The 21755-nt window shown below is 39.9% G+C and carries 17 protein-coding genes and 1 pseudogene; 4 read left to right on the top strand and 14 right to left on the bottom strand.

The features are described 5' to 3' along the window. Positions 1-133 precede the first annotated feature (133 nt). Positions 134-463 (top strand): VOC family protein, encoded by a 330-nt coding sequence (locus ACFFHF_RS06475; protein ID WP_377057745.1) that lies wholly within the window; start codon positions 134-136, stop codon positions 461-463. A 56-nt stretch (positions 464-519) separates the two neighbouring features. On the opposite strand, the gene ACFFHF_RS06470 is transcribed toward ACFFHF_RS06475, so the two are convergent. Beyond that, complete coding sequence (locus tag ACFFHF_RS06470) at positions 520-1770, bottom strand: MFS transporter (RefSeq protein ID WP_377057744.1); 1251 nt, start codon at positions 1768-1770, stop codon at positions 520-522. A gap of 95 nt (positions 1771-1865) precedes the next feature. Continuing rightward, a complete protein-coding gene (locus tag ACFFHF_RS06465) occupies positions 1866-2165 on the bottom strand; it encodes a hypothetical protein (protein ID WP_160548055.1) in 300 nt (99 codons plus the stop codon). A 115-nt stretch (positions 2166-2280) separates the two neighbouring features. Between ACFFHF_RS06465 and ACFFHF_RS06460 the strand changes: the two genes are divergently transcribed. Next, on the top strand, positions 2281-2994 hold the full coding sequence (locus ACFFHF_RS06460; protein WP_377057743.1) for a 5-formyltetrahydrofolate cyclo-ligase: 714 nt from the start codon (positions 2281-2283) through the stop codon (positions 2992-2994). Between the two features lie 120 nt (positions 2995-3114). On the opposite strand, the gene ACFFHF_RS06455 is transcribed toward ACFFHF_RS06460, so the two are convergent. From ACFFHF_RS06455 to gltB, 5 genes are all read right to left on the bottom strand, one after another. Beyond that, positions 3115-3723 (bottom strand): hypothetical protein, encoded by a 609-nt coding sequence (locus tag ACFFHF_RS06455; protein WP_377057742.1) that lies wholly within the window; start codon positions 3721-3723, stop codon positions 3115-3117. 166 nt (positions 3724-3889) lie between these two features. Next, positions 3890-6268 carry a beta-glucosidase gene (locus ACFFHF_RS06450; protein WP_377057741.1) on the bottom strand — a complete coding sequence of 793 codons (2379 nt, stop codon included), beginning with the start codon at positions 6266-6268 and terminating at the stop codon, positions 3890-3892. A gap of 333 nt (positions 6269-6601) precedes the next feature. After that, a complete protein-coding gene (locus ACFFHF_RS06445; protein WP_377057740.1) occupies positions 6602-6874 on the bottom strand; it encodes an HU family DNA-binding protein in 273 nt (90 codons plus the stop codon). Positions 6875-7040: 166 nt separating this feature from the next. Continuing rightward, the gene (gltD, locus tag ACFFHF_RS06440; RefSeq protein WP_377057739.1) at positions 7041-8507 is read right to left on the bottom strand and encodes a glutamate synthase small subunit; all 1467 of its coding nucleotides are present in this window, start codon (positions 8505-8507) and stop codon (positions 7041-7043) included. Positions 8508-8525: 18 nt separating this feature from the next. After that, entirely contained in the window at positions 8526-13064 is a 4539-nt protein-coding gene (gene gltB, locus ACFFHF_RS06435) for a glutamate synthase large subunit (RefSeq protein WP_377057738.1), read from the bottom strand. Between the two features lie 131 nt (positions 13065-13195). Here gltB and gltC point away from each other — a divergent pair, with 131 nt between their 5' ends. Next, positions 13196-14098, top strand: coding sequence for a glutamate biosynthesis transcriptional regulator GltC (gene gltC / locus ACFFHF_RS06430; protein ID WP_377057737.1), 903 nt, complete (start codon positions 13196-13198; stop codon positions 14096-14098). Positions 14099-14160: 62 nt separating this feature from the next. Here the strand turns inward: gltC and ACFFHF_RS06425 are convergent, their stop codons facing one another. From ACFFHF_RS06425 to ACFFHF_RS06395, 7 genes are all read right to left on the bottom strand, one after another. Next, on the bottom strand, positions 14161-14979 hold the full coding sequence (locus tag ACFFHF_RS06425) for a hypothetical protein (protein WP_377057736.1): 819 nt from the start codon (positions 14977-14979) through the stop codon (positions 14161-14163). A gap of 151 nt (positions 14980-15130) precedes the next feature. Beyond that, on the bottom strand, positions 15131-16195 hold the full coding sequence (locus ACFFHF_RS06420) for a PrsW family glutamic-type intramembrane protease (RefSeq protein ID WP_377057735.1): 1065 nt from the start codon (positions 16193-16195) through the stop codon (positions 15131-15133). A gap of 851 nt (positions 16196-17046) precedes the next feature. Further along, positions 17047-17217, bottom strand: coding sequence for a hypothetical protein (locus ACFFHF_RS06415; protein ID WP_377057734.1), 171 nt, complete (start codon positions 17215-17217; stop codon positions 17047-17049). A gap of 171 nt (positions 17218-17388) precedes the next feature. Further along, positions 17389-17925 (bottom strand): CueP family metal-binding protein, encoded by a 537-nt coding sequence (locus ACFFHF_RS06410; protein ID WP_377057733.1) that lies wholly within the window; start codon positions 17923-17925, stop codon positions 17389-17391. A 338-nt stretch (positions 17926-18263) separates the two neighbouring features. Then, positions 18264-19175, bottom strand: a complete 912-nt coding sequence (locus ACFFHF_RS06405; protein WP_377057732.1) for a hydroxymethylglutaryl-CoA lyase — start codon at positions 19173-19175, stop codon at positions 18264-18266. A 16-nt stretch (positions 19176-19191) separates the two neighbouring features. Then, on the bottom strand, positions 19192-19686 hold the full coding sequence (locus tag ACFFHF_RS06400) for a LeuD/DmdB family oxidoreductase small subunit (protein WP_377057730.1): 495 nt from the start codon (positions 19684-19686) through the stop codon (positions 19192-19194). Further along, entirely contained in the window at positions 19687-20961 is a 1275-nt protein-coding gene (locus ACFFHF_RS06395) for a 3-isopropylmalate dehydratase large subunit (RefSeq protein ID WP_377057728.1), read from the bottom strand. A gap of 165 nt (positions 20962-21126) precedes the next feature. Here ACFFHF_RS06395 and ACFFHF_RS24780 point away from each other — a divergent pair. Then, a pseudogene (locus tag ACFFHF_RS24780) lies at positions 21127-21755 on the top strand (FmdB family zinc ribbon protein); the annotation flags it as partial.

Genomic DNA, 21755 nt, shown 5'->3' with positions numbered 1-21755 from the left:
ACAGGTCTAATTGTAAATAAAATCCAAATGGATGGAGCCACCTTTAATAGGGTATTTACCTTTTTGGCTCTAATCAAGAAAGATGATTAAACTGAAAATTATGACATTATTTATACAACACTAGTGAAAAGATATACATAAATCAAAGGAATTCTATTCCAAACTTGGGTTTGATGCACTTGGAGGGGATATTTCTCAAAATTGGCTTATCATGAAGAATGAAAGTTGTATCATAGGGCTTTTCCAAGGAATGTTTGAAAAGAACATCCTTACTTTTAATCCTGGATGGGATGAAAATGCACAAAATCTGGAATCCTTCACCGACGTAAGAGAAATTCAAAAAATGCTTGAAGAAAAAGGAATCCCTATTGTCTCTGGAGTGAATGAATCAAGTGAAGGGCCGGCACACTTTACGATTGAAGACCCAGATGGGAACCCTATTCTATTAGACCAACATAGATAAAAATAAAGAATGGCTCAGAGCTTAAACACTCTGAGCCTTTTTCTAATAGGATTTTCCTATTTCGCCGGTTCCTCTACTACTGGCTTCCCCGTTTCGAGCAAAACTTTATTCACTCCTAAGAAAAAGGAAAGGATTAAAATCAAAATTCCCGTTCCAACCAATAACCATTCCACCTTGATCACATCTGCCATTGGGCCGAAAATGAGCATCCCGATTGGCATCATTGAAGTAGAAATCATTCCAAACACTCCAAAAATTCTTCCTAAATAGCTTTCATCTACTTTCTCCTGTAATAAAACGGTAGTTGGAGTATTGAAGATTGGCATGGCAATTCCGAAGATGGCCATGAAGAGTAAATACACCCAGAAAACTGGAACAATCCCTAGAGCAAGAGTACAGATCCCCATCAAAAGACTTGCCAAGGTCATCGTATGAATTTTGTTTGGAAATCCGCCCCAAGAGGCAATGATCCCTCCTCCTGCCATCATTCCAACCGAGAATGCTATCTCAATTGCCGTTAGTCGCCAAACATCGTCGCCAAAACTTCGTGTGACTTGAAGCGGAGTCAAAAAGGCGGCCGGCGCCATCAAGATAAAGAATACGCCAAAGAACAGAAAGAACTGTTTCAAAAATGAGTTGCTTTTTATATACGTGACACCTAGCTTAAAATCCTCGAAATAGCTAGGTGGTTGTTGATCACTTGCTTTCTCATGAGCTGAGATTTTAAGGAAACCAAGCAAGGTGAAGATGGCAATTACTGCCGTAATCACATCGATAAAGAAAATCACTTCAAGTGTAGCCATTGTTAATAAGGCGGCACTTACCATAGGAGCGACAAACATAATGATGGCATGGAGACTCCCGTTTATTCCATTTACCTTTGTCAGGTTTTCTTTGGGAACGATTTGAGGCAAGATCGCCCCTACCGCGGGAGTTTGAATCCCCGTTCCTATGGCGCGGATCGCTGCCATCAGGAAGAGTAACCAAACAGCATCATATCCCGTTAAAAAAACAATGGCTAAGATTAATGTGGCTGTAGCAATGAAGCCATCTGATAAAATAATTAGGATTTTTCGGTTATAACGATCCGCCCACACTCCAGCAAAGGGTGACAAAATAAAAGTAGGAACGAATCCACATATGATAAAAAGGGTCATCATCATTCCCGACTCTGTGTGTAAAGTGATATGCCACATCATCGCATATTGAACCAAGGCTGATCCAAACAACGAGATGGTTTGACTGCTTAAAAATAAAATAATGTTCTTTTTCCAATTTTCCGTTCTATGATTTTTTTCTAGAGTCATCTATGTTCACCTTCTCTTCTTTTTAACGGGTATTACTCACTATTTCTATATAAGTATTTTTAGTTTACATAATAATATTATGGTAATTTCAATCCTTAATCATACCTCGTTGTTTCAAAACCATCTATTATGTCTTCTAATTCAGTCAAAAATGTAATATATACAGGACCTGGAATTCGTTCTGCAAATCTCTTAATCTCGGGTAACTCTTCTGCTTCCTCTACTGTTTCAGGCTTTTCAACCAGAAGGTTCCACCATATCTTTAATTCATCAAAAAATTTGTAAAAGTAACGTTCAAATCTCTCTGCCCATTCGGCTCCTTCATCGCCTTCTGTTTTTTGCATCATAGACCAAGCTTCAAGGGCAGTTTCAAAGTACTCATTCATTTTTTCCATATAAACACTCCTCGCTGTTTAGCAAATACAAACCATGTGTTAGTTTCTTTACTTGAGTTTATAATATTATGTAAGATTTGGTAAACTTATATTAAAAATATTGTAGGTGTACGTGATGAAAACCAAACAAGACATTCGTGAAGAAAAATGGAGTTATTTAACCGAACATAAATTAGGGAGATTCCCTTTTCCCTTACAAAATCGCATACCTAATTTCAAAGGGGCCGAAAAGGCGGCACATTTTGTCACGACGATGCCTGAGTATCAACAGGCCAATGTCATTAAAGTAAACCCAGACTCTCCCCAGCTGCCGATTCGTGCGCAAGTATTAAAGGACGGAAAAACCTTACTTGTACCTACCCCTAGACTAAAAGCGGGATTTATTTTGGTAAAGCCTGAATGGGTTCCAGCAGGTGAAGAGCGAAAAGCAGCCAGCCTCTCACATATCAAATCCTACGGCAAGGAAATCTCTCTTTCAGAGATGCCTAGAATTGATTTGTTTTTTACTGGCTCTGTTGCCCTACATAGAGATGGTAGAAGAGTGGGAAAAGGAGAAGGCTATTCTGACCGTGAATATGCTATTATCAGAGAACTCGGTAATCCAGATATACCAATCATCGGAACGATTCATAGTGTTCAATTGACAGATCATGAAATCCCAAGAAATCCATATGACTTAACCGTTGATTGGATCGCCACGGAAAACGGTTTAATCCAGACCCATTCCCCTTATAAAAAACCAAGTGGGATTCAATGGGAACTTGTTACGGAAGAGGAATTAGAGGAAATGCCTGTTTTACGGGAGATTCGGGAATTAACAGGAAAGTAAAGAATTGCATAAAATAGACTACAACCCTCTGAATGCTAGTAACGTTTCAGAGGGTTGTTTAGCAAAAAATGGAATTTAATCACTTTGAGGTTTTTTATTAGTGGGTCAAGGTAATGAAGGTTATTGCTTCTCGTTTATTATCTCAAGTACATGTTGATGTTGCTTTTGAACCGAAGATACATGTTTGATTTCACTGCTTAAATCTGTTTTTACTTCTTCAAGCTTTTTCATAAGACTTCCATAATAAAAAGCTACCTCTTTTCTCATCTCTGTCTGTTCTCCTATTAATCCACCAATTTCCTTTCTCATCTCTGTCTGTTCTCCTATTAATCCACCAATTTCCTTTCTCATCTCTCCCTGCTCTTCTCTCATTTCTGCTTGATCAGCTTTCATTCCTGCAAGTTCTATTTTCATTTCTGCTTGATCAGCTTTCATTCCTGCAAGTTCTATTTTCATTTCTGCTTGATCAGCTTTCATTCCTGCAAGTTCTATTTTCATTTCTGTTTGATCAGCTTTCATTCCTGCAAGTTCTATTTTCATTTCTACTTGATCAGCTTTCATTTCTGCAAGTTCTATTTTCATTTCTGCTTGATCAGCTTTCATTTCTGATAGCTCTATTTTCATCTCTGCCTGATCTATCTTGATGTCATGAATGTCTTTCCTCATGTCTAATTGGCTGTTTTCAACCGCTTGGAGCTTATTAAGTATTTGTTGTAGAATTTGTTCCATCTTTCTCACCTCCCTATCATGTAACTACATTATACTTCACGGATAAGTTTTATACCATTAGCTTGCTAGTGCAAGATGTGACCGGTTATTGAATTCCCACCTCAAAAAAAAAGACCCCTGGAGGTCTACGAAAACGCGTATTTTTTCAGGGGTCCTTTTATAGCTACTAATTTTTTGATAATCTCTCGAATTCAACCTGTGGAGCTAGGACGTCACTTACTTTCTCAACGACTATCGTTTTATCCACTTTGAATACCGCCGATCCCTTAGTATCTTCAGAAGATGCGCCTATATTGATTTTATAGGTTCCTTTTTCGAGTATCCAAGAGGAGGACTCTTCGTCAAAAGAGGCTAAGTCTTTTGCATCGAGTTTAAAGGTAAGTTCTTCTTTTTCACCAGGTTGTAGTTCTTTTGTTTTCGCAAAATCTTTTAATTCTAGCTCAGGTTTTTCAAGCTTTCCATCCGGAGCGTTTACATAGAGTTGAACGGCTTCTCTTCCGGACGTTTTTCCGGTGTTTTTCACCGTAGCTGTGACTTTAATTTCCCCATCGAATTTCTTTCCTTCTGTCAATTTTATACCACTATAATTGAACTTTGTATAAGACAATCCATAGCCGAACTCATAGGCCGGGTTGACGTCAAAGGTTGTATTGTATCTGTATCCAACATAGATATCCTCTTCATACGGGAAACCATCTGCTGATCCAGGGAAACGGTCCGCATATGGAAGATCCTCATAGTCTTTCGGGAAGGTCTGCGCCAATTTTCCGGAAGGATTCACTTTCCCAGTCAGGATGTCTGCCACCGCGTTTCCAAGTTCTTGTCCCGGTTGCCAAGAAAGCAGGATTCCATCTACTTGATCTTTCCAGCTTTCCGTCTCAATTGGACCTTCAACCGTCAACACTGCAATGACTTTTTTACCTTGCTCTCGGTAAGCTTTAGACACTTGTTCTACCATTTGCTTCTGAGAATCAGAGAGATAGAAGTCTTCTTTTGCCCGGTCGGTCGCATAGGAGCCAGGAGCTGTTCCAATGACCACAATACCAACATCTGTATTTTTTGCTGCTTCAATAACGTCTTCGCTGATGTCCATTTCGGGTAACTTCGGTCCAACAGATCCAAAAGTTCCAGGCGTACCCTTGTATTCATCTTTGGTTCTCATTTCGGCAACATATTGATCATTCTTCTGAATCAACTCTTCATTGAGTGTAAAGCCTGCATTACGGAGTCCTTCAGCAACTCCCACATGGTAAGGCGCATACACTAGGGCGCTTCCCCTGCCACCCGTATTGATTTCACTTACTGGTACCCCGAATAAGGAAACACTTTGCTTATTGCTAATTGGCAAGGCCGCTTTTTTATTTTCAAGAAGAACCATTCCATCTGCAGCTGCTTTTCTTGAAATCTTGGCATTTTCCGTAAGATTCGGTTCATTCGTAGCCGTTTCCCCTTTAAATGTGCGTGTATTGACCACTATTTTTAGAATTTCCTTAATATTTCGGTCAAGAATGGCTTCATCTAGAATTCCGCTATTTACGGCATCCATGATTCTTTGTGACTGTGCAGCACTTCCTGGCATTAAGAGGTTTGTCCCCGCTTCCATCTGCTTGGCAATATCTCTAAGGCCGAACTCCCAGTCTGTCATGGCGAACCCTGTAAAGCCAAAGTCATTCCTTAACACATCGGTTAAGAGTTCTTTATTTTCAGTCGCATACGTTCCGTTGATCATGTTGTAAGAATCCATAATCGACCATGGATCAGATTCTTTTACCGTAATCTCGAACCCTTTAAGATAAATTTCCCTGAGGGCACGCTGGCTAACGACCATATTTCCATTGTTGTTGGTCCGCTGATTAAAGGCGGCAAAATGTTTGATCGTTGTTCCCACTCCGTTATCTTCCACCCCATTAACAAACGAACTGGCCATTTCTCCTGTGACGACTGGATCTTCGGAAAAGTATTCAAAGTTTCTGCCGTTAAGAAGGTAACTTTGAATATTCATTCCAGGGGCAAGTAGAAGGTCAATTCCGAACGCTTTCAATTCCTGGCTCGTCGCCTCTCCGACCTCATTCGCTAACTCCTTGTCCCATGAGGAACCAAGGACGGTTGGTGAAGGGAATTTTGTAGCATAATAGGTTTTATTGTCATCTGGTCTTGTCGGAGAGATCCGGACACCCATTGGGCCATCTGCCATCACGATAGCAGGAATGCCTAAACGTTCAATTTCCTGTGTCTGACCAGCTGCCCCTGGTACCTTTGTAGACTGACCGCCGATGACTTCTCCGTTTTCCGATACCAAGCCACCTTTATTTCCTCCTACAACCATAAATGCCTTCTCCTGAAGTGTCATCGCTGCAATAACTGCATCAATCGACTTTTCATCCACTAGTTTAGGCGTAGCCGCAATGACGGAAGATTGTACCGTTGTGGTAGTATTCTCAGCTGCACTTATGGTTATGGTTGAGAATCCCGATAATGCGACCGTTGATGCCATGGCCAATGCTAATAACTTTTTTCTTTTGTTTTTCTTTAGCTTCTTTAACATGTTTACCCCCACTCACCCTTCGTCTTTTCAAAGTTTTATTAAAACGCTTACATTAAGCTTAAAGAAAATCAGAATATTCCGTGGATGATTGTTCTGTATTTTTTTAGTTGTATCTGGAATTATTTATTGTTCTGTATTTTACTTTTAGCAAACTAGTCCTATCTATTCACTACTAAATCATCATAGAATAGAAATAAGCTGCAAAGTATACCAAAAAACCTCTAGCCAAAGGTAGAGGTTGAATTCGGAATCCATCTATTCTTATCCCTTTATGAAGCTGGTGAAATCAAACTCAACAGAGTTTTCTAATTTAGTTACTTATAAAAAAACACCCTATTTCAAGGCATCTTTAAACTCACTACAAGGGCTAAAAACAGCATATCTGGTTGCTGGTATAATAATCTCTTCCCCCGTTTTCGGGTTTCTACCTTTTCTCTGCGCTCGTTCACGAGTTTCAAAGCTTCCAAAGCCTAATAATTGTACCTGGTGTCCATCAGCTAATGAAGTGGAAATGTGATCTATGATAATATCTACTACTTTTCTTGAGTGCTTTCTTGGTATGTCACATCTCTTCGCTATCGAGTAGATTAAATCCGTTTTGTTCATATGATGTACCTCTATTAATCATATTCTAGCAATTCTTGAATTGCTTACTGATAGTTTTAACATACGCGTACTCCGTTACGCAAGGAATAAGTAGTTTAACGGATTAACGGATTACAGGAATGATACAAAAAAATAGGCTGCCAAAGCAGCCTACATGTGTACGATTTTATACCATCAAATATTTGTGGACTTCACTAGCCACTTCTCTGCCTTCGTTGATTGCCCAAACGATTAAGCTTTGTCCTCTTCTAGCATCACCAGCTGCGAACACGCCTTCTACATTTGTTTTGTAATCACCTTTTGCAGCTTTAATCTTTTGATTAACCGATTCTACTCCGAATTGGTTTAACAAAGGCATCTCAGTTCCCTCAAAGCCCATTGCGATAAACACAAACTGAGCTGGCCATACTTTTTCCGTGCCTGGTATTTCTTTAAAATAAAAACGTCCGTTCTCATCTTTAAGTTTTTCCATTTGAATTGTGTGAAGCTCTTTCAAATTCCCATTCTCATCAGCAACGATTTTCTTAGTTTGAATGGAATATTGACGTGGATCTTCTCCAAATTTCGCTTCTGCTTCCTTATACGCATAATCCATCGTATACACATTTGGATACGCAGGCCAAAGGTTATCAGATGTACGTTCCGCTGGCAATTGTGGGTGTTTCCCAAACTGAACGACGCTGCGGCACTTTTGTCGAAGAGCGGTTGCGACACAATCCGCACCAGTGTCCCCACCACCGATCACGATGACATCTTTGCCTTCCACGTCGATGAAGTTCCCGTCTTCAAAATTAGAATCTAGTAAACTTTTGGTTGCTAGAGTCAAATAATCCATTGCAAAGTGAATGCCCTTTGCTTCACGGCCTTCAATGACTAGATCGCGCTGTCTTTGCGCCCCTGTACATAGGATGACCGAATCGAATTGTTCTTGAAGTTCGGAAGCTTGAATATCTTTGCCTACTTCCGTATTTGTTACGAAGTCGATTCCTTCTTGCGTTAATAATCGAATGCGGCGTTCAACCACTTCTTTTTCAAGCTTCATGTTTGGAATACCGTACATGAGCAAACCTCCCGGACGGTCAGCACGCTCAAACACAGTCACCGAGTGACCGGCTTGATTCAATTGATCGGCTGCTGCTAAACCAGCAGGACCCGAACCAATGATCGCCACTTTCTTTCCAGAGCGAGAGGAAGGAATTCGCGGTGTAATCCATCCGTTTTCAAATCCTTTATCGATAATCGCTTGTTCAATATTTTTAATCGTAACTGCCGGGTCGTAAAGGGCCACAGTACAAGAACCTTCACAAGGTGCCGGACATACTCTCCCTGTAAACTCTGGGAAATTATTGGTTTTTAACAAGCGATCTAGCGCTTCTTTCCAACGGCCTTTATACACAAGATCATTCCACTCAGGAATCAAGTTATGAATCGGACACCCAGAAGTAGCTCCCCCAATTTCCATACCGATATGACAGAAGGGAGTGGCGCAGTCCATACACCGCGCCCCCTGTGTACTTAATTTCTCATCAGAAATAGGAAGTTTATGTTCTTTCCAATCGTTTAGTCTTTGTAATGGATCTCTTTCTGCTGCTTTTTCACGAGCATATTCCATAAATCCTGTTGCTTTTCCCATGTTTTTTACTCCCCTTTCTTAGCGGATGGCAGCTTCCTGCTGTTTCGATGGTTTTGATGTTGCTCCGGAATTCGCTAAAAAGGCGCTCATGACGGCTTCTTCTTCCGATAATCCTGCTAGTTTTTGCTCGTCGATCAAAGTGATCATTCGTTTATAATCTTTTGGAATGACTTTGACAAATTTTCTGACACATTTTGCCCAGTCTTCTAGAATACAACTCGCCTTCACACTCTCTGTGTAGCGGTAATGGTTTTGTATTAATGTTTTTAGCTCATCCTGTTCAGCAGGAGAGGATACTGCCTCAAATTCAATCATTTCTTGGTTAGATAGATTCTTAAATGCTTTCTCGTCTTCTGTATAAATGTAAGCAATTCCACCGGACATACCAGCTCCGAAGTTTTTACCCACATCTCCTAAAACTACAACACGTCCGCCTGTCATATATTCACAGCCGTGGTCACCAATTCCTTCTACGACTACATGTACGCCACTATTACGAACAGCAAAACGTTCTCCGGCACGTCCGTTGATATACGCTTCACCACTAGTAGCACCAATAAAGGCAACATTTCCTGCGATAACATTTTCGCCTGATGTAAGCTTTGTATGTTCATCCGCTTTTACAATGATTTTTCCGCCAGAAAGACCTTTTCCAACATAATCATTCGCGTCACCAGTCAATTCAAGTGTCATTCCCTTTGGTACAAATGCTCCAAAGCTTTGACCAGCGGATCCGTTAAACTTTAAGGAAATCGTATCTTCTGGAAGACCAACTTCACCATAACGTTTTGAGATTTCACTTCCTACAATCGTACCCGCTACGCGATTCACGTTTGTAATTGGGAAGCTTGCTTCTACAGGTGTTCCGTCTTCTACTGCTTTTTGAACAGCAGGTAGAATATGCTTGATATCAAGACTTTCGTCAATTCGATGATTTTGCGGGTGTTTAAAGGTTGTTGCTCCTTCGGGCTTGTGCAGCAGTGCTGTTAAATCTAAATGCTGTGCCTTCCAGTGCGATTTTGCACGATCACTTACCGTTAATACATCCGTACGCCCAACCATTTCTTCCACTGTTCTAAAGCCAAGCTCCGCCATCATCTCACGAACTTCCTGTGCCACAAAGCGCATGTAGTTCACGATATAATCTGCTTCACCTGTGAACTTTTTACGAAGCTCTGGATTTTGAGTCGCGATCCCTACTGGACAAGTATCCAAATGACATACACGCATCATGACACAGCCAAGAACGACTAATGGTGCAGTAGCAAAGCCAAATTCCTCAGCACCGAGTAAAGCAGCCATAACTACATCTTTACCTGTCATTAATTTTCCGTCTGTCTCAAGAACCACACGGTCACGCAATCCGTTGAGCATTAGCGTTTGGTGTGCCTCTGCTAATCCAAGTTCCCAAGGTAATCCAGCGTGCTGAATACTTGTTTTTGGTGATGCACCTGTTCCACCGTCGTACCCGCTAATCACGATTACGTCAGCTACAGCTTTCGCAACGCCAGCAGCGATCGTTCCAACTCCGCCCTTAGATACTAGCTTCACGCTGATGCGAGCTTGACGATTGGCATTTTTTAAATCATGAATCAGCTGAGCCAAATCTTCAATGGAGTAGATGTCATGATGTGGTGGAGGTGAAATCAAGCTTACGCCAGGTGTTGAACCACGAACATCTGCTACCCATGGATATACCTTTTTCCCCATTAACTGTCCGCCTTCACCAGGCTTCGCTCCTTGAGCCATTTTAATTTGTAGCTCTTCAGCATTCACAAGGTAATGACTTTTCACACCAAAACGACCAGAAGCGATTTGTTTAATCTTACTTCCACGGTTGTCACCATTTTCATCAGGTACAAATCGGCTAGCGTCTTCTCCACCTTCACCACTATTGCTTTTTCCACCTAAACGGTTCATGGCAATCGCTAATGTTTCGTGCGCTTCCTTACTAATAGATCCAAAACTCATCGCGCCTGTTTTAAAACGGCGAACGATTGAATCCACACTTTCTACCTCTTCAATAGGTAACGGTTGTCTAGTACCATTGAAAGAGAATAAGTTACGTAAAAATCCGAGTCTTTCTTCATTGGCAAGTGTTGAATATTTTTTAAATAATTCGTAATCACCGTTACGACAAGCCCATTGCAAGGTGTGAATCGTTCCAGGATTAAAGGCATGGTGTTCGCCGTCATGTCTCCACTGGAAATTACTTCCGGATTCTAACGTATGGTCTAATGAAAAGTAAGCTTCAGAGTGACGCAGCTTCGCCTCTTCCGAAATCGTGTCTAAGCCAATTCCTCCAAGCTGTGAAACCGTTCCAGTAAAGTAACGATCGATCACATCAGAGCTGATTCCAACCGCTTCAAAAATTTGAGCCCCACGGTAACTTTGAACCGTTGAAATTCCCATTTTTGACATAACCTTCACGACGCCTTCATTCATAGAAGCGATGTACTTTTTCACTGATTCTTGGTATGTGAATGGTAATGATCCTTCTGAAACAGCTTGCTGATAAATCGAGAACGCTAGATAAGGGTTGATCGCATCCACACCATATCCAAGCAATACAGCAAAGTGATGAACTTCTCTTACTTCTCCAGATTCCACAATGATGCTTGCCTTCGTACGTAATCCTTCACGAATCAAATGCTGATGAAGGGCACTTACTGCAAGTAGTGATGGAATCGCAATAGTTGTTTCATTGATATGACGGTCAGACAGGATTAGTAAACTAGCTCCACCTGCAATTGCTTCTTCTGCTTGACGGCAAAGATCGTTCAGACTGCTTTCTAAATCGTCTTGGAACACCATGTCAATAACTGCAGCTTTAAATTCTTTACCATTCTTTAAGGCTACTAGCTGACTGTTTGTCAAAATCGGTGTTTCTAACTGAATTCGACGACAATTTTCCGCTGATGGATGAAGCAAATTCCCTTCTGCACCTAAATAAGAAACCGTTGACGTTACAATTGCTTCACGAATCGCGTCAATCGGTGGATTCGTTACTTGAGCGAATAATTGCTTAAAATAGTTAAACAAATTCTGGGGCTTATCTGATAAGACAGCTAGCGGCATATCATTCCCCATCGCTCCAAGTGGATCTTTGCCTTCGCTTACAGCTGGAATGATGTATTTTTGAATATCTTCATACGTATATCCAAACGCTTTTTGACGAACGATGATATCTTCCGGAACTTCTCCTTCAGACTCTACGCTATCCTCTAAGCGAACAAGCTCGTCATTTAGCCATTGCTGGTAAGGCTGCGCTTGAGCCATTTCAGATTTAACTTCCTCATCAGAAATGATACGTCCTTCTTCTAAATCAATTAAAAGCATTTTTCCTGGTTGAAGACGCTCTTTGTATAACACTTTTTCCGGCTCTACATCGATGACACCAACTTCAGATGAAAAAATAATATAATCATCTTCCGTTACATAATAACGAGCTGGTCGAAGTCCATTACGATCTAGAATCGCTCCGATTTGTTTTCCATCTGTAAACGAAATCGCTGATGGTCCATCCCATGGCTCCATTAATGAGCTGTGATATTCATAAAAAGCTCTTTTTTCATCCGTGATATGAGGATTATTAGACCAAGGCTCAGGCACTAACATCATCGCAGCATGCGCTGGCTTTCTGCCGGCAAGAACCATGAATTCAAGCGCATTGTCTAAAATCGACGAATCACTTCCATCTGTATCAAGGATCGGCAATACTTTTTCTAAATCAGATCCAAATGCTTCCGAAATGAATTGTGTTTCACGTGCCTTCATCCAGTGAATATTTCCTTGAAGCGTATTGATTTCCCCGTTGTGAATCAAATAACGGTTTGGATGGGCTCTTTCCCAGCTTGGGAAGGTATTTGTACTAAAGCGTGAATGCACTAAAGCAAACGCAGACACAAAGCTCTCATCCTGTAAGTCCAAATAAAATTGATCTACTTGTTCAGGAGTTAATAGTCCTTTATAAACAATCGTTCTGCTTGAAAAACTTGCAAAATAGAAACGATAGTCAGAACCCTTTGCCCAGTTTTCAGCTTGTTTACGAATCACGTATAATTTTCTTTCAAACGCTAGTGAATCTCCTTCGTTATCGCCAACAAACACCTGGCGAACGACCGGACAGCTTTCCTGTGCAGTCACTCCAATTTTCCCTGCATCGACTGGAACATTTCTCCAACCAAGCACAGTTTGACCTTCTTGTTCAATTAATTGATTAATAGTTGCTTCTATTGCTTCGCGTTCTTTGTCATCCTTTGAGAAAAATAGCATTCCCACACCGTACTTCCCTTTTTCAGGTAAGTTCATGTCAGAACATTCTTGTCTGAAAAATAGATCCGGTATTTGAACCATTAGTCCTGCGCCATCGCCTGTTAACGGGTCACTTCCCTGTCCGCCGCGATGATCCAATTGACAAAGCATTGATAGTCCTTTTGCCACTATCTCATGTGTGGCGTTCCCTTTTATGTGAGCGTATAAGCCGATTCCACATGCATCATGTTCAAATTCAGGACGGTAGAGACCTTGTGCTTTTGGTAATTGATGATATGTCATATTCTTCTCTCCCTGCCGATTGTTGTCGAAAAATTCATATAACAACATTCTATGTTTTCAAAATGATATAAACAATATATAATTTATATTAAATTAATCGAAAAATAATATGAATGGGAGAACAGTCAAAAATGGAGCTTCGACAATTGCGATATTTTATAGAAGTAGCCGAGCGGGAACATATGACGGAAGCAGCTGATAACTTAAACGTGGCACAATCAGCGGTGAGCTATCAAATTACCAAGTTAGAAGAAGAGCTAGGGGTCAAGTTACTCGAACGAGTGGGGAGAAACATTAAGGTTACACAGATTGGATATATCTTTTTGAAGTATGTCAAAAGCTCCTTAAAAAAACTGGATGAAGCTAAAGAAAAAATAGACGAGTTTCTTGATCCACAAGCCGGAACGATTAAAATTGGTTATCCTACCAGCCTTGCCCGATACTGGCTTCCAACGGTGATTTCTGCCTATAAGAATGATTTCCCCAATGTATCCTTCCATCTGCGTCAAGGATCGTATGCCAACTTAATCGATGCTGTGAAAAACGGAGAAATTGATTTAGCGTTTCTTGGGCCTGTCCCAACGAATGATCCTGACTTAGAAACAAAGATTTTATTTATGGAAAACATTGTGGCCTTGCTGCCTTCACTGCACCCGTTGGCTGAAAAAAAACGGATTCCTTTAAGTGATATGCGAAACGATAAATTCGTGTTATTTCCTAAAGGCTATGTTCTTAGAAAACTTGCGGTAGAGGCGTGTCGAGAAGCAGGATTTGAACCGGAGATTACCTCTGAAGGCGAGGATATGGATGCGCTAAAAGGACTGGTTTCCGCCGGAATCGGCGTTAGTCTATTACCAGAGAGTACGTTCTATGACTCGACTCCCCGTTTCACGGTCAAAGTACCGATCGAAACACCGAAAGCGAGGCGTACGGTTGGGGTTATTATTCCGAAACATCGTGAACTGGCACCAGCTGAGAGGAACTTTTATCAGTTTTTGATTCAGTTTTTTAATCGGTTGGAGCAATATAAATAGAAGATTATTAACAAAAAGTACTGGCCGAAATTATATTTGGCCAGTACTTTTTGTTGAATTTATCATAGCAAATTTGTGTTTGTTTCATCTTCAGTTAATTGAAAACTACTTATAATCTCATTTAAGAAAGACTTCTTCTCTTCAGTAGTTAAATCCTCTGCACTTTCAAATATAATAGATGTTGATGCCTGATTATCCAGTAACCAACTTTCATCCAACGCGTCCAATACAATATTAAAAACAAAGTCAACATCTTCATTTGTTGAAGTTGTAAGGTCAACAGATGAAAGTGTCTCTTGAAGTTTAAGTAAAGTAGATACGGCATTGTCCTCTGAAGAGGTTAGTTGGTTGAGAATAGTTGAAAATAAATTTCTATTTTCTTCATTAGATAATGTTGAAGTCACTCCCTCCATTATTTCGATTGGTGGTAGGCCATGAGGTTCTCTCGGAGGTCGTGCCTCTTTAAATATATTTGTGACATCGGTGAAAAGGCTTTTGATTTCTTCATTTGTTGCAGAAGTTAAATCAACCCCCGCTAGCGTTTCCTTCAATGTAGCAATAGTAGAGGCTCTTTTACTTGCTGATTCACTCTCTCCGGAATCTACATTTGTTGCGCTAAGTCTTTCTATCATTCCTGATAAATAAGAACTCATTTCTTCGATGGTCAGTGGTTCGGTACGAATGTTGTTTGTATAATTTCCTGACGGTAGAATCGTTGTATTTCGGGTAGAAGACAAGTATGCCAACGCTTCTTCACTAATCATCAGGGAATCTGAATTGACCCCTAATAGATTGTTTGACTGAAGGTTTTGTACTTTGTTAGCCGTTTGGTTTTGAACCACATAGTTGGAATAACCGTTTGTAGTAATTGAAATGGACAATGAATTTCCTCCTGCTCTTATCTGTTTTAAGACCATACTTGTCCATTTTCAGAGTTAAAGCTTAAAAAAAGCTTAAAAATCGCTCCCAGAATCGGAAATTGTAAAAAAAATGCTGATTTCCCAAGATGAAATCAGCTTTTTTTTTAAGAAATTACTTAGAAGACATTAATTTCCTCTCGCCTATCTCTTTCAGACCTCCACGAATGAACAGCAATACGGCAAGCCATGAAGTAGCCATTAAGATGACATATCCAAACGGGAACATGCCTGGAATCTTTGTGTCCCAAAGAGCGTGTATCCCCACGACTAAGATAAATACTTGTAAAAATTGATAATGAAATAGCATGTTAAATCGAAATGGTTGATCTTTTTGTACTCGACAGAACGCAGCACCGGTCAAAGCAGCCCATGCCACATGTCCACCTGGAGCATAGAACCCTCTTAATAGGATCGTTCCATACAGACTTGTTGCATCTCCCGAAAGCAGTGCTCGTAGTGCGTACCCGGCCGTTTCAAAAGCAGCAAAACCTGTCCCAACTGCTGCACCAATTAGTAGACCGTTTAAAATATATTTGTACCTTCTGTAGTGAACAAATGTAATAACTATGATTGTTTTCGCAAGCTCCTCAATAATTCCAATGGTAATCGGAGTGATGTTATTCTTTAAAATATCGAAAAACACGAGTGCGATTAACATCGAGAGAATGCCGCCAACTAACACCACATACATCACACGGTAAATGGCAATATTTTGGGGTACATTCATTTCCCAAAAGAAAATTAACGTGGTCAACGGAACGCCAAATGCCCCAACAATAATCAGTCCCGGTAAAAAGTTCGCATTTCCAAAGTAACTTGCACCTACATAGAATCCAGCAAAAACAAGTAGTGCAATAATGAATAACCGGGCAAATAGCCAAGGTTTGGGCCATGTATCCTTTACTTCGGATATTTTAGGTGTTGTAAGTGCTGTTCCAACGATAAACAGTCGTTCCGCTTCGAGTTCACTATGATCAGCAAAAACACGGGAAAAGATATTGACGAATTTTGGTTCAACCGACCGTTCCACCTTTGGAACAACATTTACATAATTGGCAAACTCATAAAAAAAGCTGTTTTCATCCTGTGGTGTATTCATTTTAAGGAACTTTTCACCACAGCTTAAGCAAAACTTCGAACCAGTTGGATTGGCGTAATCACATTGTGAACATTTCAAAAAGTCCCACCTCTGTCAATTAATGTAGCATGGTACAAATATCAAATAGCTCTCATGGGGTAAAAGGATATCAACAAAGAGTATGTCCCAGAATTGGGAAATTAATTATTTTTTTAGGACGACCACACTCAAGTTTACCAATAAAAATTGAATCACTTTCCGTTTTGAAAAATAAATACACAGAACAAATTGCATATGTGGTTTCGATAATGTATTATTTCTAACATTAAAGCTTCAATTATCATATAAAAACGCATGGACATAATGTTCATCCACGCGTTTTACATTATCTGACATTTACCTGTTTAACCAATTCCCTTGATACATTAATTACTAACACATTCGGTCAAGAACTGTTGAGAATGGCAGGTTCTTGTCTAAATAACCACCTCATTCGGACAGGAGTTGTTGAGAATGACACTATCCTGTCTCAATAACCACTTCATTCGGACAAGAGCTGTTGAGAATGACACTATCCTGTCTCAATAACCACCTCATTCGGACAAGAGTTTTAGAGAATGACGCTATCCTGTCTAAATAACCACCTCATTCGGACAAGAGCCTTTGAGAATGGCACAATCTTGTCTGAATACCTGCCTCATTCGGACAGGAGGAATCAAAAATAGCACTATTCGGTCTAAATGCACTCTTCATTCGGACAAGAGCTGTAAAGAATATCAAAATCCTGTCAGAATGCCAGCACAACTTCGCATTCACCATTTTTTTTGATATGTTGTGTGGCATGCATACATTGATTTCGTCTTTATTCTTTAGCAAGTTGCATGTCGTTTCTACCTACCCGATTCGGTATTTCGGCCGGAGTTGCAGCAGGCATCATGTTTGTTACTACTCTATGGGATGCCATAAATGATCCAATTATCAATACCCTTCTCTAGACAGGATAGCAAATAATATATTAACGCTCTTTGTATAAATTCTTCTCGTTTCTTATCATCATCCGTAACCACCCCATTCTCGGTAATCATGATAGGAATCGTTAGGCAGTTGGCTACTTCTTCCACTACTTTTCCTAAATCTACTGACTACCGTAAACAGAATAGTATATTATGATAAAAGCAATTATAAGTAAGTCACTTATATAAAAACATAAAGAGGAAGCAGGAGAATCTTCTCCATGCTTCCCGGGCTAATTGCTAATCTAACTTTTGCTATAACTTGGTACGGTTGTGTTTTCAACTTAATCGCATGGTAGTTATACAAGTACCATCATTATCAAAAGTAGATAATTCGGATTCTACTACTTTTCCATCATGTTCAATTTTCACTTTATAAGTTTGATCACGCGGAAGCCATAAATCCAAAAAACCATTCTTTTGAGAAACCACTTCATCATCTAATATTACATTGCCGTCCTTATCTTCAATAAATACATCAAATGTTTCTTCAACCAGTTCACCTTGACAACCTGTCAAGCTATGATTCGTTCATGGATGGGTTTCATTTAGGTAAGGGGCAATAGATACGAAAAATTCTTCTTCAGGCAAGTCATAGATTTCCTCATCTCCATCACTTTTCTTCACAATTAGATGTTCAGAAGTAATCGAAGCAGATTCGTTTTTGATTTTTCCTAGACTATAATCACTTACCAAATCCTTGATCTGTTCCATTTCATTTTCTTTTAAAGAAGCTTCCTCATTTGTGCCAGCATTATTACATCCAACTAATACCAGGATGGTTAGTAGGATCGTTAGATAGATTTTGATCTTCAATGATTGTTTCACGCCCTTTCTATACGAATTGATTATATCATCCTACTTTCTTTAATGGATATTTTCGGTTGTAATCGACACAATATCTACAATTATTTATCATAGCCAAACGTAAAAAACCTCGATTTCTCGATGCCTTTTATTTTTCATTCAGTTACATAAATGTTTGTGGTGAGCTAAAAATACTAGTACTCTACCCTATTTCAAGGAACCTGGATGAAGCTAAATGTAGTCTCCTAGCAAAAAAGGCACATCAAATTTTTTCCTCTTGCTGTGCTTTTTTTTACAAAAATCCCACTTTATTTCTATTAAACTCCTATGAGCACAAATAGAAGGTTCTATATATAGATAGATTCAGCTGCAGGTGATTTATGAAAATGACCCACTAATTCTCGAGATGTGTGAGGTTTTATTTGGTCTACACATTCAAGGAGAACCTGAAGGTTAATACCTGTATCAATCCCCATCTCGTGGAGCATAAAAACAACATCTTCAGTAGCAATATTCCCTGCTGCTCCTGGTGCAAATGGACATCCTCCAAGGCCCCCAATCGACGCATCAAATCTGGTAACCCCTGCCTGCAATGCGGCAATAATGTTTGATAGACCAAAACCATACGTATCGTGAAAATGAGCTGTGATCATTGCTTTTGGCCTTTGTAAGAGAGTTGCTTCGAATAATTTATATACATCTTTTGGGTTTGCTCTGCCAATCGTATCGCAGAGAACGATTTCATCGACTCCTAGAACGTCAATTCTCTGAATCATGTCTAACACGATGTCAGGATCTATTTTCCCTTCGTATGGACACCAAAACGCGGTGGCGATATTATATCGAATAAATATCCCGTTAGCTTTTGCCTTTTTTATGACTCCTTCAAACTTTCGAATAGAGTCTTCTCTGCTCATTTTTACGTTTCTTAAATTGAAGCTGTCACTAGCACCTACCACTAAGGACACATCACACACTCCATTTTCTACTGCGAGATCATATCCCTTTTCATTCGGAATTAAGGCCATATATTGTATATTGGGTTTTTGCGATATGCTCTGAATGACTTCTTTGGCGTCTTTCATCTGAGGTACATAAACCGGATGGACAAAAGAAGTAGCTTCCATTCTAGTAATTCCAGTTTTATTCAATGAGTTTATTAGGGCGATTTTTTGTTCGGTAGGGATAAAATTGACCTCGTTTTGAATTCCATCTCGTGGTCCGACTTCAATTATTTCAACACGTTTTGGTAGGTTCATATAAAGACCTCCATGTTTAAGATATATTTAATTTCTTAGCTAAATAGGGTTCTAAACCACCCATTTTAACCATTTCTATTAAATGTTCGGGTAACTTGGTTCCTTTGTACTCTGTTCCTTGGGAATGATTTATGACTTTTCCTACCAGTAAGTCGATTTCTAAGTCATCACCTTCCTGTATAACTGAAGTATCTATTTCTACAACAGGTAGACCAACGTTAATGGAGTTTCTATAAAAAATACGTGCAAATGAAGTAGCAACAATGGCACCTATTTTATGATGTTTAAGCACCATTTGGGCCGTTTCTCGACTAGATCCCGAGCCGAAATTGCTTCCAGCTACTAGTATGTCCCCAGCTTTAATCTTTTGTGAAAAGGTAGAATCAATGGCTTCCATTGCGTGCTCGGCTTGTTTTTCTACTGGTAAACTCATATATTGGCCAGGTGAAATGATGTCCGTATTAATGTTATCTCCGTACTTCCAAACCCTTCCCCTAATAATGAATGACATTTATCTAACCTCCATGGATAAATATTTTCTTGGATCCGTAATTTTCCCTTCAATAGCTGTTGCAGCAACAGTTGCTGGAGAACCTAAATATACTTCCCCTTTGGGGCTGCCCATTCTTCCTCTAAAATTACGGTTTGAGGAAGACATGACCACTTCTCCTGCACCGATTACACCACTCGTAAATCCGCCACAAGCCCCACAAGAAGGCATGTTTACTATACATCCTGCTTCAGTAAGAATATCTAATATTCCCTCTTTATTAGCCTGCAACCAAATTTGTTGAGAAGCTGGAACGACCAAACACCGAATATTCTTTGAGATTTTTTTCCCTTTAAGTATTTCTGCCGCAATTCGAAGGTCACTTATACGCCCATTGGTACAGGAGCCTAAGTACACTTGGTCCACCGGTTTTCCTTCTACTAAACTAACAGAATGTACATTATCTACTTCATGTGGACAGGCTACTTGAGGCTCTAAAATGGAGGCATCTTTATACAAAACACGAGAGAATGAAGCGTTTTCATCGCTGCGTATTAAATCTAGCTCTTCATCGACACCCTTGGAACGTAAATAGTTTGCGACTTTTTCATCGGGCTCAATTAATCCAGTCTTTGCCCCCGCTTCAACTGCCATGTTAGATAAAACTAGCCGTTCATCTATAGATAAATCCTTAATTGCTTCTCCGGAAAATTCAATCGATTGATAGGTTGCTCCTGCATGACCAATATCTTTAATCGTTTCAAGGATCAAGTCTTTAGCATACACCCCATGAGGAATTTTCCCTTCCCAGACCACTTTAATCGTTTCAGGTACTTTTAGCCAGGTTTCTCCAGTTAACAAGACACCAATCATTTCTGTTGAGCCGATTCCAGTTGCAAACGCACCTAAGCCACCAGCCATACAGGTATGGGAATCAGTACCAAGTATTAGTCTACCTGGACGAACATGCCCATGTTCAACAATCACTTGGTGACACGGTCCTTCAAACTCATAGTAATACGTAAGATCTTGATTTCGGGCCCAATCACGTGTGAATTTTAAAATATCTGCTTGTTGAACAGTTGCAGGTGGTGTACAGTGATCTGACACAACAACCACTTTGTCTTTATCGAACAACTGGCCACCTAGCCGCCGAAATCCAGCATCCACCAACCATGGACCTAGTAAATCATGCATCATCGCAATATCTACTTTTACCCAAACAATATCTCCAGCGCTTACTTTTGACTGTCCAGAAACTCTTGCTAGTATTTTTTCTGACATGGTCATTCCCATAAGTCCAACCCCCTCTTTTTTAGTCGTATTGTCAAAACTTCTATAAGAAATAGGTTATAAAATATCTCCATAGAGGGCTTTATAGGCAAAAAAATTGCCACCCCCTAAATTCTTTGGATAATTGAGGTTACCACACACCCAACAACCAAGAATGGAAGTGACAATTTGTACCCTCAAATTATAACCTATTTATTAACTTTTATAAACTATCAAGAACAACTCATTCGAACATTGCTTACTTTATTGATTGGTAAAAGCATGTTCGATAAACCTACTGAACAGCCCGTAAATAAACCTTATCGAAAACTTCAAGTGGATGACCTTCCAGTCATTGAAGTTCTAGAACAGCTTGATTATCGAGTTCTTCTTAGTGAATATCTAGAGAAGAACGGAAAGCTCTCAAACCTGTTCAAAGGCGTAAGAATGCAAAAGTTTCCGTACCTAAAGCCATGAACTGTCCAAAGTGTGGTGCTCCATCGGATTATCTTTATGCCAACAATGGAGATAAAGGTCAGTATCAATGCAAGGTGTGTACAGAACTTTTCAGTGAAAAGAACCGTTACTCTAAGGAGGCCATCCTGAAATGTCCTCATTGTTCCAAGACTCTCGAGAAAATAAAAGAAAGAAAAGATTTTCACGTGTTTAAGTGCAAGAACAATGACTGTTCTTATTATCAAAAGAAGCTCAATGGGATGACTTCAAAAGAAAAGAAAAGGTTCAAAAAGGACCCTCAAGCATTTAAATTGAGATACATTTTCCGTCAGTTTTATATCGATTTCCAGCCGTTATCCAAG

The sequence above is a fragment of the Robertmurraya beringensis genome (assembly GCF_042433785.1).
GTDB lineage: Bacteria > Bacillota > Bacilli > Bacillales > Cytobacillaceae > Robertmurraya_A > Robertmurraya_A beringensis.
The sequence above is the reverse complement of the archived record's forward strand: the minus strand, read 5'-3'. Positions and strand labels throughout refer to the sequence as shown.